Below are 12382 nucleotides of genomic sequence, written 5' to 3'. Positions count from 1 at the left end.
ATACAAAACGCCTACAATTTTCGGAGAGTACGATGGAATGCAAAGTCAGCTGGAATGGCCCGTCGGGCATGAGTTTTCGGGCAGAAACCGGTTCCGGCCACATGGTGACCATGGATGGCGCGCCCGATGGCGGCGGCCACAACCTGGCGCCACGCCCCATGGAAATGGTCTTGCTGGGCACGGGCGGCTGCACCGCCTATGACGTGGTGCTGATCCTGAAACGGGGGCGCGAAGCCGTCAGTGGCTGCGAAGTGAGCCTGAAGGCCGAGCGCGCCGACACCGATCCGAAAGTATTTACCAAGATCCACTTCCATTTCACCGTGCGGGGCAAGGCCCTGAAACCGGCGGCCGTGGAACGGGCCGTTTCGTTGTCACACGACAAATATTGCTCGGCGTCGATCATGCTGGCCAAGACGGCGGAAATCACGCACTCGTTCGAAATCATCGAGGAATAATCGGCACAATTTGCTTGGATGCAGCAGAAAAATGGGGTCAGACCCGACGGGTCTGACCCCGGCTATTTTCTGCGCCTAAATATAGTAAGCCGTTTTTGTCATCACTTTACCCATGATGCCCATCAGCGCCTTCACGGGCGCCGGGGTATCGATGGCGCCCAGGCGCTGGGCGGCGGCGCCGTGTTCCACTTCGTCCATCGCCATCTGCTTGACGATGGCGCGCGACTTGGCGTCCTGCGGCGGCAATTCCTGCAAATGGCTGGCCAGGTGCGCTTCCACCTGTCGCTCTGTTTCCACCACAAAACCCAGGCTGCGGCCGTCGCCCATGCGCGCGGCGATGGTGCCCAACGCAAAGGAACCCGCATACCACAGAGGATTGAGCAGACTCAAACGCGAGCCCAGCTCCGTCAAACGCTGCGCCGTCCAGGCCAGGTGGTCTTCCTCTTCGCGTCCCGCCTCATCGAACTGGGCGCGGATGGCCGGGCTGTGCGCAAAGCGCGCCTGCGAGTTGTACAGGGCTTGCGCGCATACTTCGCCCACGTGATTGACGCGCATCAAGCCGGCGCTGTGGCGCTGCTCGGCCGTGCTCAGCTCCGCATCGGGCGCGTGCGCGGCCGGCGTGGGGCGCGAGGCCGAAGCCACGCCCGCGATGACGCGCAGGGCCTTGTCGGCGCCAACAATCAAACGATCCAGGGGGTCAAAATGGCGGTTCGCGGTCATCGTGGCTATTCATGTAAGGGAAAACATGGATTATAGGACGATCAGGGCCAGCCGTACCCACGCCGCGCGCAGGGTGAACGGGGCTTTATTGACTTGTGCGCGCTTTTTCCCGCTCGATCCAATCGACCACGGGGCCGACGGCGTCCAGGCCGGACAGGCTTTTCGCCACGCCAAGGTTCAGTGAAACCAGGAAGGAAATGCTGTCGACGGGAATATCCGGGCAGTGCGCGGCAAACGCTGCGAGAAAGCGCTCCGACTGCAGCACGCGCAAGACTTTCTCGCCGCTCATGAATTGCAGCACGCTGGCGATGCTGTGCCCGCCACCTATCGAGTGATAAATAAAGCGGTTGTACCTGGCGTCGATCTGCTTGAAGTCGAGCGTTTCTTCCGTCATCAGGCCGGCCAGGTAGTACAAGCCCAGGCTGACGCGGAAGAAACCGATGGCTTCGGCACTGGTCATGCCGGCGCGCGCCACGGCCAGTACCTTGTCCTGCATTGCCTGATCGATCGTTTGCATTGCGCTCTCCCGCGCCGTCCGCCGGCGCCTACCGGGCCAGCTTGCATGAAGATGCTGTTTTTTTCAATAGACCAAACGATATTTCCATCTTGCAAGTTACATTTTTTGCATGCTACTCTCGTTCTTCACCTTTGAATGGATGAAATACATGATTGAGGTCAAACACCTGGCAAAACGTTTCCGCATGCCGCCCCACAAGGGCAAGGGCGTGCACGTCAGCGATCCGCGCGAACATGATGGCTGGTTTCACGCCGTGCGCGACGTCAGTTTCAGCTGCGCCCCGGGCGAGGTGCTGGGCCTGCTGGGTCCGAACGGCGCTGGCAAGACCACCACCTTGCGCCTGCTGTCGACGGCCCTGCAGGCGGACGCCGGCAGCGCCCTCGTCAACGGCGTCGATGTGCTGCGCCAGCCGCTGGTGGCGCGCCAGAGCATCGGTTTCCTCTCCGGTTCGACGGGCTTGTATGGCCGCCTGACGGCGCGCGAAAACGTCGAGTACTTTGGCCGCTTGCATGGCATGCCGGCCGACAAGCTGAAACGCCGCTGCGATGAGCTGTTTTCCCTGCTGCAAATGGAGGAATACGGCGGCAAGCGGGCCGATCAGTTGTCGACGGGCATGAAACAGAAGTGCGCGATCGCCCGCACCGTCGTGCATGAGCCGCAGGTGGTGATCCTCGATGAGCCGACGACAGGCCTCGATGTGATGTCGGCCAAGATCCTGCTCGACTTTATCGCCAGTTACAAGGCGCTGCGCGTGCCACTGATCTTTTCCACGCACCACCTGCACGAGGTGGAAAAGCTGTGCGACCGCGTCTGCATCATCAACCGCGGTACCACCGCTTTCAATGGCACAGTCAAGGAACTGCGCCACCTGGGCGGCAGTACCGATCTGTACGACGCCTTTGTCAGCGTCATCAACCAGGGAGCCTGAGCCATGTGGACCATTTATCTGAAAGAGTTGCTGGAGCTCACGCGCGACCGCAAGACGCTGATCTTCACCATCCTCATCCCCATCTTTGCCATGCCGCTGATCTTTGGCGGCTTCGCCTACGTCTCGAACAATATGTTCAAGAACGCCAAGACGGCGGAAATGCGCTACAGCTTGTTCGGCAAGGACCATTCGCCGGGCCTGAGCGCGCGTTTTGCCCAACAGAACAACCTGCGCGAAGTGCCGCTGGCCAGCGAGGGGGACATCCGCCGCGCCATCGGCGACGACACCATCAAGTTTGCCGTCGTCATCCCACCCCACTTTGAAGAAGCGCTGCAGCAACAACAGCAAGCCAAGGTGACCCTGCATTACAACAGCGCCAGCACGGTCGACGTGACCCAGCAAAGGGTGCGCGAAATCGTCGACACCTACAACGCCAGTCTGCGCGAAGGGGCGCTGTCGGCCCTGAACCTGAGTCCGGCCCAGTTGGCCTTCGCCCTGCACCCCATCGTGCTCGACAAACAATCGACCGCCAACGAGCGCGAGCAGATGGGCGCCGTCATCGGCGGCCTGCTGCCCTATCTGCTGCTGATGGTGTGCCTGACGGCGGCCATGTATCCGGCCATCGACCTGGGCGCCGGCGAAAAGGAGCGGGGCACCCTGGAAACCCTGCTGCTGGCGCCCGTGCCGCGCAGCGCCATCGTATTGGCCAAGTTCCTCGTGCTATTTACCGTCGGCATGACGTCCGCCGTGCTGATGGTCGGCAGCATGGGCGCCCTGCTGGCCATCTTCGGCAGCTCGCTCGAGGGCCACATGGCCGTCATGGTGCGCAGCATCGGCTTGCCCGACCTGGCCATGGTGACCCTGATGCTGGTCCCGACGGCCGCCATCTTCGCCTCGCTGCTGCTGTCGATCTCGATCTACGCAAAAAGCTACAAGGAGGCGGCCGGCATGATCACGCCGCTGATGCTGTTCGTCATCCTGCCCACGGTAGCGGCCATGCTGCCCGGCGTGGAGCTGAACTGGATCTGGGCCATGGTGCCGCTGACGAACGTGTCTCTGGCCATGAAGGAACTGGTGAAAGGCACCATGGATTACCGCATGTTCGGCGTGATCCTGGCTTCGACCACGGTGATCGCAGGCGCCCTCTTGATGCTGTGCCGCTGGTGGTTTAACCGCGAATCGGTCCTCTTCCGTAATTGATAGTCACGCGGCGCGCCAGCGGGGTACAACAGTCCCCGATATGGCGCGCCATCCACCCCGCCCATCCGCACTCTGGGCACGCGAAAATGCCGTGTATCGCATGCAACTGCCCAGTACGTCTTAAATTCAATACAATGCCAGCATAGAGAAGCCCTGCACCATCGGGCTGCAACGCATGAGTTAGGAGTTGTATGGAATTGCAGATTCGCAAATTGTCGAAGACCTACGCGAATGGCGTGGTGGCGCTGGATAACGTATCGCTGACAATACCGCCCGGGATGTTTGGCTTGCTGGGCCCGAATGGCGCCGGCAAGTCGACCCTGATGCGCACCCTGGCCACACTGCAGGAATGCGATTCCGGCTCCATCTTCTTCGGCGACTACGACGTGCTCGACGACAAGGACGAGATCCGCCGCATGCTGGGCTACCTGCCGCAAGACTTCGGCCTGTACCCGAAAGTGACGGCTTACGAATTGCTCGACCACTTCGCCATGTTAAAAGGGCTGTCGCAAAAGGCGCGCCGGCGCGAGGTCGTCGATGGCCTGTTGCAGCAAACCAATCTGTTCGACGTGCGCCACCAGCGCCTGGGCGGCTTTTCCGGCGGCATGCGCCAGCGCTTCGGCATCGCCCAGGCCCTGCTGGGCGACCCGAAACTGATCATCGTCGACGAGCCGACGGCTGGCCTTGACCCGCAGGAGCGCGTGCGCTTCCACAATTTATTGTCCGACATCGGCGAAGACAAGACGGTGATCCTGTCGACCCACATCGTGTCCGACGTGGCCGACCTGTGCGCCAACATGGCCATCATCAACAAGGGCCATTTGCTGCTGTGCGGCAAGACCCAGGAACTCATCGATGAAGTCAGCTGCAAGATCTGGGCACGCTTTGTCGAAAAGAAAGAACTGGCCAGCTTCCAGCAGCGCCACGCCGTCATTTCCACGCGATTGCTATCAGGCCGCACCCTGATCCACGTCTACAGCGACGACGACCCGGGCGACGGCTTCGAGGAAGCCATCGGCGACCTGGAAGACCTGTATTTCGCCACCATTGCAGGGCGCCACCGCGTCGCCCCGCAGTGCGACTGAGGGGGCTGCCATGTTTGCCATCGCCCGCTTTGAAGCGCGACAGCGGCTCAAGCTGCTGTCCACCTGGGTGTATTTTGCCATGTTCCTGGCCCTGGCCATGCTGTGGATGGCTGCCGCCGGCGGCGTCTTCAAGGAAGCGAGCATCAGTTTTGGCGGCAAGTTCCTGATCAACGCGCCCCGCTCGCTGGCGTTCACGTGCAGCCTGCTGGGCTGCTTTGGCGCCGTGGTGGTGGCCGCCATGATGGGCCGCTCGGTACAGCAGGATTTCGAATACGGCATGCAGCATTTCTTCTTCAGCGCGCCGATCAAAAAATATCAGTATGTATTTGGCCGTTTCCTCGGCGCCTACCTGGTACTGGCCGTGGTGTTTTCCAGCATCATCATCGGCGCCTGGCTCGGCGCCTGGCTGCCCGGCATCGACCCGGAGCGCCTGGGGCCGCAGCGCGCGCTGGCCTACCTGATGCCCTACGTGTTTACCCTGCTGCCCAACCTGTTCATCTTCGGCGCCATCTTCTTCGTCATCGCCGCCCTGACGCGGCGCATGCTGCCTGTGTACATCAGCTCGGTGGTGATGCTGATCGGCTATCTGGTGGCGCCCTCGCTGGCGCGCGACCTCGACTACAAGACCCTGGCCGCCCTGATCGACCCCTTCGGCACCACGGCACTGATACGCCTGACGGAATACTGGCCGAACGCGGAGCGCAACACGCGCCTGGTGACCTTGGAGGGCGTGTATTTGCTGAACCGCGCCATCTGGTCCGGCTTCGCCCTGGTGGCCTTGCTGCTCGGCTATTGGCGCTTCCAGTTCCACGCCACGACGGACGCGGGCGCCAGCAAGCGCCGCAGCGATGGCGACGTGCCGCTGCGCATGTCGAACGCCTCGCTGTCCACGCAAGAAGCGCCGGACTTCGCGCAGCGCAACCTGGCCGCCTTGCTCGTCAAGATGAGCTGGCTGAACCTGCGCGAAACCATCAAGAACATTTATTTTGTCGTCATCGTGCTGGCCGGCGTGCTGACCATGTATGGCGGCGCGCTCGACATGGGTTCCATCTACGGCACGAATACCTATCCGGTGACGGAAAAAGTGCTGGAAATGGTCAGCGCCTCGTTCGCCCTGTTCATGCTGATCATTACCACCTTCTACGCGGGAGAGCTGGTGTGGCGCGAACGCGAGACCAGCATCCACCTGATGCTCGACGCCCTGCCCGTGCCGAACTGGCTGCCGCTGCTGTCAAAGCTGTTCGCCCTGATCGGCCTGCAAGCACTGTTGAGCCTGGTCATCATGCTGTGCGGCATGTCGATCCAGGTCTTCAAGGGCTATTACCGCCTCGATCCCGGCCTGTACCTGGAATCGCTGTTCCTGTCGCACTTGCCCTACTACGCTCTGATCGCCGTGCTGGCCATCTTTTTGCAGGTGGTGATCAATCACAAGTATCTGGCGTATTTCGCCATGATTCTGTACCACATCGCCAGCATCAGCTTTGCCTCGCTGGGCCTGGGCGACCCGCTGCTGCTGTACGGCAGCACACCGGATTTTGTGTATTCGGCCATGAACGGCGCCGGCCACTATGTGTTGCGCGAGCGCTGGTACTTGCTGTACTGGAGCGGCGCGGCCGTCATGCTGGCGGTGCTGTCGCTGCTGTTCTGGCCTCGCGGCGCGCACGATAGCTGGCGCATCCGGCTGCGCCTGGCGCGCCACGGCCTGACGCAGGGCGTGCTGGCCAGCTTTGCCGGCGGCGCCCTGATTTTCGTCGGCGCAGGCGGCGTGCTGTTCTACGTCTTCCACGTGGCCAACGATTACAAATCCGAATTTTCCCGCGATGCGGACCGCGCCAGTGCCGAGCGCCAGTACCGCAAGTTTGCCGCCACGCCGCAGCCGAGAATCACCGACGTGAAACTCGACGTGGCCATCTATCCGGCGCAGCGCAGCCTGGCCGTCACGGGCCGCTATATGCTGCAAAACAAGACCAGCTTGCCGATCAGCCACATTTTTGTGCAGCAAGACCCCACTTCCACCATGCGGCTGCGTTTCGATGCGCGCGTACATCCCGGCCTCGATGACAGCAAGCTGGGCTTTTACAGCTACCGCCTGGCCGCGCCGCTGGCGCCGGGCGCCAGCCTGGGCCTCGATTTCGACATTTCCTATGCGCCGCGCGGCATCTTCGGCCTGGGCCAGGACACGCCCGTGGTGGCAAACGGCACCTTCTTCACGAATGCCGTGCTGCCGCACATCGGCTACCAGCCGCAGCTGGAATTGACGGACCCGCGCGACCGCAAGAAACACGGCTTGCCGGCGCGCGAACGGGCCTTGCCGCGCGACGATGCACGGGGACTGGCAGACAATTACGTCAGCATTGACGCCGACCGCATCAACTTTGACGCCACCGTCAGCACCGTCGACGGCCAGACGGCCATTGCGCCGGGCATGCTGGACAATGACTGGATCGCCAAGGGCCGCCATTACTTCCATTACACAATGGACCAGCCGATCCTGAATTTCTACGCGTTCCAGTCGGCCCGCTACGCCGTCAGGCATGAGCGCTGGCAGGATGTGGCCATCGACGTGTATTACCATCCTGGCCATGAATACAACCTCGATCGTTTCGTGCGTGGCAGCAAGGAAGCGCTTGAGTACTACACGAAAAACTTTGGTCCCTACCAGCACAAGGTCCTGCGCATCGTCGAATTCCCCCGCTACGCCACGTTTGCGCAATCGTTCCCGAACACGATTCCGTACTCGGAAGGCCTGGGCTTCATCGCCAAGGTAGACGACAAAAATCCGAAAGACCTCGACTATCCGTTCTACGTCACGGCGCATGAAGTGGCGCACCAGTGGTGGGCGCATCAATTGGTGGGCGGCAACACGCGCGGCGCCACCGTGCTCAGCGAAACACTGGCCGAGTATTCGGCCCTGATGGTCATGAAAAAAACCACGGGGCCGGCAAAGATGCGCCGCTTCCTGCGCTATGACCTGAATCAATACCTGATGGGGCGCAGCGAAGAACGCAAGAAGGAACTGCCGCTGGCCGAGAATGAAAACCAGACCTACATCCATTACAACAAGGGCAGCCTGGCCATGTATTTGCTGCAGGACATCATCGGCGAAGACAAGGTCAACGGCGTGCTGCGCGAGCTGCTGAAGACTTACGGCCAGAAGGGGCCGCCGTATGCGAGCGTGACGGCGCTGATCAACGGCTTGCGCAAGGTCACGCCGCCCGAGCAGGCTTACCTGATCGACGATCTGTTCGAGAAAATCGTGCTGTTTGACAACCGCGCCCTGTCGGCCACGGCCATCAAACGCAGCGATGGCAAGTATGCAGTCACCCTCAAGGTGCAGGCGAGCAAGTTGACGGCCGGCGAACAAGGAGAGGAACACGACGCCCCCCTGCACGACTGGATCGAGATCGGCGTCGACGATGCGAATGGCTATCCGCTGCTGCGCGAACGCCTGCGCATGACGGCCCGTGAAGCGAGCTATACCGTCATCGTCAGCAGCCGGCCCGGCAAGGCGGGCATCGATCCCGACAACAAGCTGATCGACCGCAAGCCGGACGACAATATGGTCACCGTCGAGCTCGAAGAACCGTGACGAAAAATGGCCGCCTGTTCAGGGCGGCCATTTTCGGTATCATTGGATGTCAGACTGCGGCGCAGCGCGTCACCAGGCTCAGGCTGATGCCCATTTCCGTCAGGTGCTGCATGTCGGCCAGGGTCAGGTCCAGCGGCGCATCGACCGTGTCATCGCCATTCAACTCCAGTTGCAGCTCGGCCACAATGCGCGGCATGGTGAACGTGACGCCGCGCGAACGGCATTCGGCCAGGTAGGTGCGTATGCGCGAGGGCAGCACTTGCGCTTTGGACGCCTGCGCGATGAGCACTTCAAAGCCGGAATCGAGATGCACGCGGCCCGCGCCCTTCGCCTCGCCCTTGCGCCATTGCCGTTCCGGATCAGTGGGCAAGACTTCGAGAATGGATTTGAGCGTGGGGTCATCCCCATGCACCGACAGCTTCACCATATTCATATTGCAAGACTTTCTAGTCAGGATGCCGCCAGGAAGACGGCGCAATCATCAGACCGACAAGTCTACGCATGGAAGACAAATATGTCCATACGGCAATATTTAATATCAACCACCAATTTGTGCTATATCAACAACAGACGGAACAGGGTAGGTCCGTCTGCCACAGACACACTTACAGGGTCACGCCACGCGCCTGCAAGGCTGCCCGTACGCCGGTGCCATAGGCCGGGTCGGCCTGGTCGAAGTGAGCCAGCTGACGCTGCAAGGTTTCTGCGCGCACCTGGCTCAAGGGACCGGCCAGGTTGTCGAACAGGTTCTGTTTCGCCTGGACGGACATCAGACGGAACAAATTGCCGGCCTGCGTGTAATCGTCTTCCACGCCGCGCCCATCGTAGCGCGCCGCGCCACCATCGAGCGCCAGCGCCCCCTCGCCATGGCCCAGGCCTTGCGGCTGTGTGCCTGCCGCCGCCACGTTCGCGTAATTCTGCGCCGCGCCGCCATTGTTGATCGCCATGCTGCCGTCGCGCTGCTGGTTATGGAAGGGGCAGCGGGCCGCATTCACGGGCAGATGCTGGTGGTTGGTGCCGACTCGGTAAAGCTGGGCGTCGTGGTAGGCGAACAGCCGGCCTTGCAGCATCTTGTCCGGCGAATAGCCCATGCCCGGCACGGCATTAGCCGGCGAAAAGGCCGCCTGCTCGACTTCCGCGTGGTAATTGTCCGGGTTGCGGTTCAGCTCAAAAATACCCACCGGCAGCAGCGGGAAGTCCGCATGCGGCCACACTTTCGTCAGGTCGAACGGGTTCCAGCCCGTGCGCTGCTCCCATGCATCGAGCTGCTCCTGCGTTGCCACCTGCAGCTTGACTTCCCACTGCGGGAAATCACCGCGTTCGATGGCGCCGAACAGGTCGCGCTGGGCGTAGTCGGGATCAAGGCCGGCCAGGCGGCCCGCTTCCGAGGCAGGCAGATTCTTGATGCCCTGGCGTGTCTTGAAATGCCATTTCACGTACACGCGCTGGCCGTCGGCATTGATCAGGCTATACGTGTGACTGCCGAAACCATCCATATGACGGTAGCCGTCCGGCGTGCCGCGGTCCGAGAACAGCATGGTGACCTGGTGCAGGCTTTCCGGCGCATGGCTCCAGAAATCGAACATCATCTCGGCCGATTTCAGATTGCTTTGCGGATCGCGCTTTTGCGTGTGGACGAAATCGGGGAACTTGATCGGGTCCTTGATGAAGAACATCGGCGTGTTGTTGCCTACCAAATCCCAGTTGCCTTCTTCCGTATAGAAGCGCACGGCAAAGCCGCGCGGGTCGCGTTCCGTATCGGCACTGCCGCGTTCGCCGCCAACGGTGGAAAAGCGGGCGAAAGTCGCCGTCTGCTTGCCAACTTCACTGAACAGCTTGGCCTTGGTGTAGCGCGCGATGTCATGCGTCACGGTAAAGGTGCCATAGGCGCCCGAGCCTTTCGCGTGCACCACGCGCTCGGGAATGCGCTCGCGGTTGAAATGCTGGAGTTTTTCGATCAGGTGGAAATCTTGCAGCAGCAGGGGGCCGCGGGGGCCGGCGCTGATGGAATTCTGATTGTCGGCGACGGGGATGCCCGAGGCGGTACTGAATGGCGGCTGTTGGCTCATGGCTGCTTTTCCTTCGTTGTTGACTGATGAAAGCAGTGTAGCGAGGTCGACAACAAAGGAAAAGATAATTGATTTTATCGAAGCGATAGATATTTACAATGTACAACCGTGAGCGTCGCACACGCCGCCCAGCTGCGCCTGCAGCTTCGCCGGCTGGCCCAGGTAATCGCCGATATCGATCACGGACAGTGCGCCGCTGCCATCGTCGAGCACGAACGTGGGAAAGCCCTGCCCGCCCACCTGCGCCAGAAAGGCGCGGCTGGCATCGATATGCTGCTGCGTGGCGGTACCCGCCTGCTGCGCATATTCGGCCTGAAAGGCAGCGCCATCCATGCCCAGTTCTTGCGCCAGCGCCACCAGCACGGGCAGGTCCGCGATGCGCAAGCCGTCCACGTAATGGGCGCGCTGCACGCGCTGCAGCATGTCCAGGCCCTTGCCGGCCAGCGATTCGGCCGCCAGGATGGCCGTGATCGGCGGTTCGGAATCCATCATGGCCGTGGTGTCGTTCAGCAAGCCGTTGACGTAGGCGTCACCAAATGGCTGGCCAGACAATTGCTCGATGCGGCGGTCATGCGGCAAGACGTAGCCGCGCCAGGCGGGCGTAATCTGGCGGCGATTGCTGCCCGTCATCATGCCGCCGCCGTGAAAGGCCACCGTCAGGCCAGGCACGGCTTGCGCCGCCTCGACCAGCGGCGCGGCGCCGTAGCACCAGCCGCACAGGGGATCGAAAATGTAGTGCAGTGTGGGCATGACGACCTCCTTGTTTCCGCTTACCATTTCATTTCACCTTTGGCGACCTTCGCGCTGGTCTCTAAGGCGCCATCGAGGCCCAGGCTCGGGTAGTGCTGTTTCATGGACTCGATCAGGGCGGCCGAATTGGCGGCCTTGGCCGTTTCCGCTTCAAACGTCACCAGGTAGTCGCGCGTAAAACCAATGCTGTCGGGCGTCAAGCTGGAACCGACCTTGAAGTGGCCCGGCACGACGGTGACGGGTTTCAGCGCGGCGATGCCATCGAGTGTCTTGAGCCAGTCCTGGCGCGATTGCAGGCTTTGCGTATCGGCCGTCCACACGTGCAGATTGCCAAACAGCACCACGCCGCCGACGACGGCCTTGATCGATGGAATCCACACATAGGTACGCGATGGCGTCGGCCCCGAGATGGTCAGCGACTGGCCTTCCAGGCTGATGCGATGGCCTTTCAGCGCTTCGGGAATGACGATGCTGTGCGGCGCGTTATCCTTCAAAATCGGGCCCCAGTAGGCGACCTTGGCATCGGCCTTGCGGCGGATTTCCGCCACCGTCTCCGGCGTGGCGACGATTTTTGCCTGCGGGAACGCAGCCTTGATCACGTCGAGGCCAAAGTAAAAATCGGGATCGCTGTGGCTGATGTACACCGTCGTCAGTTTCTTGCCGCTGGCGCGGATCTTCTCCACCAGTTTTTGCGCTTCGGCGCGCGAAAACTGCGCATCGATCAGCACGGCATCATGCTTGCCCGCGACCAGCACGGAAGCGACGGGGAAGATGGCCGCTTCGCCCGGATTGAACACGTCCAGGGTCAGGGGGGCGCTGGCGGCGGCCGAGGCGGCGCCGGCGGCAAACAGGGTGGAAACAAGAACGCTGCTGATGGATTTGGAGAACATGATGTGCCTTCACAAGATGATTGGGATGCCTGCATCTTACGTTGCCTAATCCGGTAGAAAAACCCAATAAAACGCAATAGTTTGTTGCATATTTCGGTGCAATAAACGATACAACAGAGAAATGGCAGGCAAAGGCGGGCAGGACCGCTTGCGCGATACGCTGTATTTTTCCAGCGATA

Annotated in this window: 11 protein-coding genes; 5 read left to right on the top strand and 6 right to left on the bottom strand. The window is 61.4% G+C overall.

What is annotated here, in order from left to right; all coding sequences use genetic code 11:
* Positions 1–32: 32 nt before the first annotated feature.
* Positions 33–455, top strand: coding sequence for an OsmC family protein (locus CLU92_RS23470; protein ID WP_101483817.1), 423 nt, complete (start codon positions 33–35; stop codon positions 453–455).
* A gap of 75 nt (positions 456–530) precedes the next feature.
* On the opposite strand, the gene coq7 is transcribed toward CLU92_RS23470, so the two are convergent.
* The gene (gene coq7, locus CLU92_RS23465) at positions 531–1175 is read right to left on the bottom strand and encodes a 2-polyprenyl-3-methyl-6-methoxy-1,4-benzoquinone monooxygenase (RefSeq protein WP_101483816.1); all 645 of its coding nucleotides are present in this window, start codon (positions 1173–1175) and stop codon (positions 531–533) included.
* Between the two features lie 85 nt (positions 1176–1260).
* The gene (locus CLU92_RS23460) at positions 1261–1692 is read right to left on the bottom strand and encodes a hypothetical protein (protein ID WP_101483815.1); all 432 of its coding nucleotides are present in this window, start codon (positions 1690–1692) and stop codon (positions 1261–1263) included.
* A gap of 148 nt (positions 1693–1840) precedes the next feature.
* Here CLU92_RS23460 and CLU92_RS23455 point away from each other — a divergent pair, with 148 nt between their 5' ends.
* The 4 genes from CLU92_RS23455 (at position 1841) to CLU92_RS23440 (ending at position 8494) form a co-directional block, all read left to right on the top strand.
* On the top strand, positions 1841–2620 hold the full coding sequence (locus CLU92_RS23455) for an ATP-binding cassette domain-containing protein (protein WP_101483814.1): 780 nt from the start codon (positions 1841–1843) through the stop codon (positions 2618–2620).
* A gap of 3 nt (positions 2621–2623) precedes the next feature.
* Positions 2624–3820, top strand: a complete 1197-nt coding sequence (locus CLU92_RS23450) for an ABC transporter permease (RefSeq protein ID WP_101483813.1) — start codon at positions 2624–2626, stop codon at positions 3818–3820.
* Between the two features lie 191 nt (positions 3821–4011).
* Positions 4012–4905 (top strand): ABC transporter ATP-binding protein, encoded by an 894-nt coding sequence (locus tag CLU92_RS23445; protein ID WP_101483812.1) that lies wholly within the window; start codon positions 4012–4014, stop codon positions 4903–4905.
* A 10-nt stretch (positions 4906–4915) separates the two neighbouring features.
* Complete coding sequence (locus CLU92_RS23440; RefSeq protein ID WP_101483811.1) at positions 4916–8494, top strand: M1 family aminopeptidase; 3579 nt, start codon at positions 4916–4918, stop codon at positions 8492–8494.
* A 49-nt stretch (positions 8495–8543) separates the two neighbouring features.
* On the opposite strand, the gene CLU92_RS23435 is transcribed toward CLU92_RS23440, so the two are convergent.
* From CLU92_RS23435 to CLU92_RS23420, 4 genes are all read right to left on the bottom strand, one after another.
* The gene (locus CLU92_RS23435) at positions 8544–8927 is read right to left on the bottom strand and encodes a hypothetical protein (protein WP_101483810.1); all 384 of its coding nucleotides are present in this window, start codon (positions 8925–8927) and stop codon (positions 8544–8546) included.
* 172 nt (positions 8928–9099) lie between these two features.
* Positions 9100–10563 carry a catalase gene (locus CLU92_RS23430; protein ID WP_101483809.1) on the bottom strand — a complete coding sequence of 488 codons (1464 nt, stop codon included), beginning with the start codon at positions 10561–10563 and terminating at the stop codon, positions 9100–9102.
* A 93-nt stretch (positions 10564–10656) separates the two neighbouring features.
* Positions 10657–11313: a DsbA family protein gene (locus CLU92_RS23425; protein ID WP_101483808.1), complete on the bottom strand. Its 657-nt coding sequence runs from the start codon at positions 11311–11313 to the stop codon at positions 10657–10659.
* A 20-nt stretch (positions 11314–11333) separates the two neighbouring features.
* A complete protein-coding gene (locus CLU92_RS23420) occupies positions 11334–12203 on the bottom strand; it encodes an MBL fold metallo-hydrolase (RefSeq protein WP_166674643.1) in 870 nt (289 codons plus the stop codon).
* Positions 12204–12382: the final 179 nt, after the last annotated feature.

Origin of the sequence: Janthinobacterium sp. 61, assembly GCF_002846335.1 — a bacterium.
In the GTDB taxonomy this organism is placed as follows: domain Bacteria; phylum Pseudomonadota; class Gammaproteobacteria; order Burkholderiales; family Burkholderiaceae_D; genus Janthinobacterium.
This window is presented reverse-complemented; position numbering and strand designations above follow the sequence as displayed.

Bases quoted from the DNA above. Each gene is read 5' to 3' on its own strand.
- CLU92_RS23470 (WP_101483817.1), top strand. From the start codon at position 33: ATGGAATGCAAAGTCAGCTGGAATGGCCCGTCGGGCATGAGTTTTCGG.
- coq7 (WP_101483816.1), bottom strand. From the start codon at position 1,175: ATGACCGCGAACCGCCATTTTGACCCCCTGGATCGTTTGATTGTTGGC.
- CLU92_RS23460 (WP_101483815.1), bottom strand. From the start codon at position 1,692: ATGCAAACGATCGATCAGGCAATGCAGGACAAGGTACTGGCCGTGGCG.
- CLU92_RS23455 (WP_101483814.1), top strand. From the start codon at position 1,841: ATGATTGAGGTCAAACACCTGGCAAAACGTTTCCGCATGCCGCCCCAC.
- CLU92_RS23450 (WP_101483813.1), top strand. From the start codon at position 2,624: ATGTGGACCATTTATCTGAAAGAGTTGCTGGAGCTCACGCGCGACCGC.
- CLU92_RS23445 (WP_101483812.1), top strand. From the start codon at position 4,012: ATGGAATTGCAGATTCGCAAATTGTCGAAGACCTACGCGAATGGCGTG.
- CLU92_RS23440 (WP_101483811.1), top strand. From the start codon at position 4,916: ATGTTTGCCATCGCCCGCTTTGAAGCGCGACAGCGGCTCAAGCTGCTG.
- CLU92_RS23435 (WP_101483810.1), bottom strand. From the start codon at position 8,927: ATGAATATGGTGAAGCTGTCGGTGCATGGGGATGACCCCACGCTCAAA.
- CLU92_RS23430 (WP_101483809.1), bottom strand. From the start codon at position 10,563: ATGAGCCAACAGCCGCCATTCAGTACCGCCTCGGGCATCCCCGTCGCC.
- CLU92_RS23425 (WP_101483808.1), bottom strand. From the start codon at position 11,313: ATGCCCACACTGCACTACATTTTCGATCCCCTGTGCGGCTGGTGCTAC.
- CLU92_RS23420 (WP_166674643.1), bottom strand. From the start codon at position 12,203: ATGTTCTCCAAATCCATCAGCAGCGTTCTTGTTTCCACCCTGTTTGCC.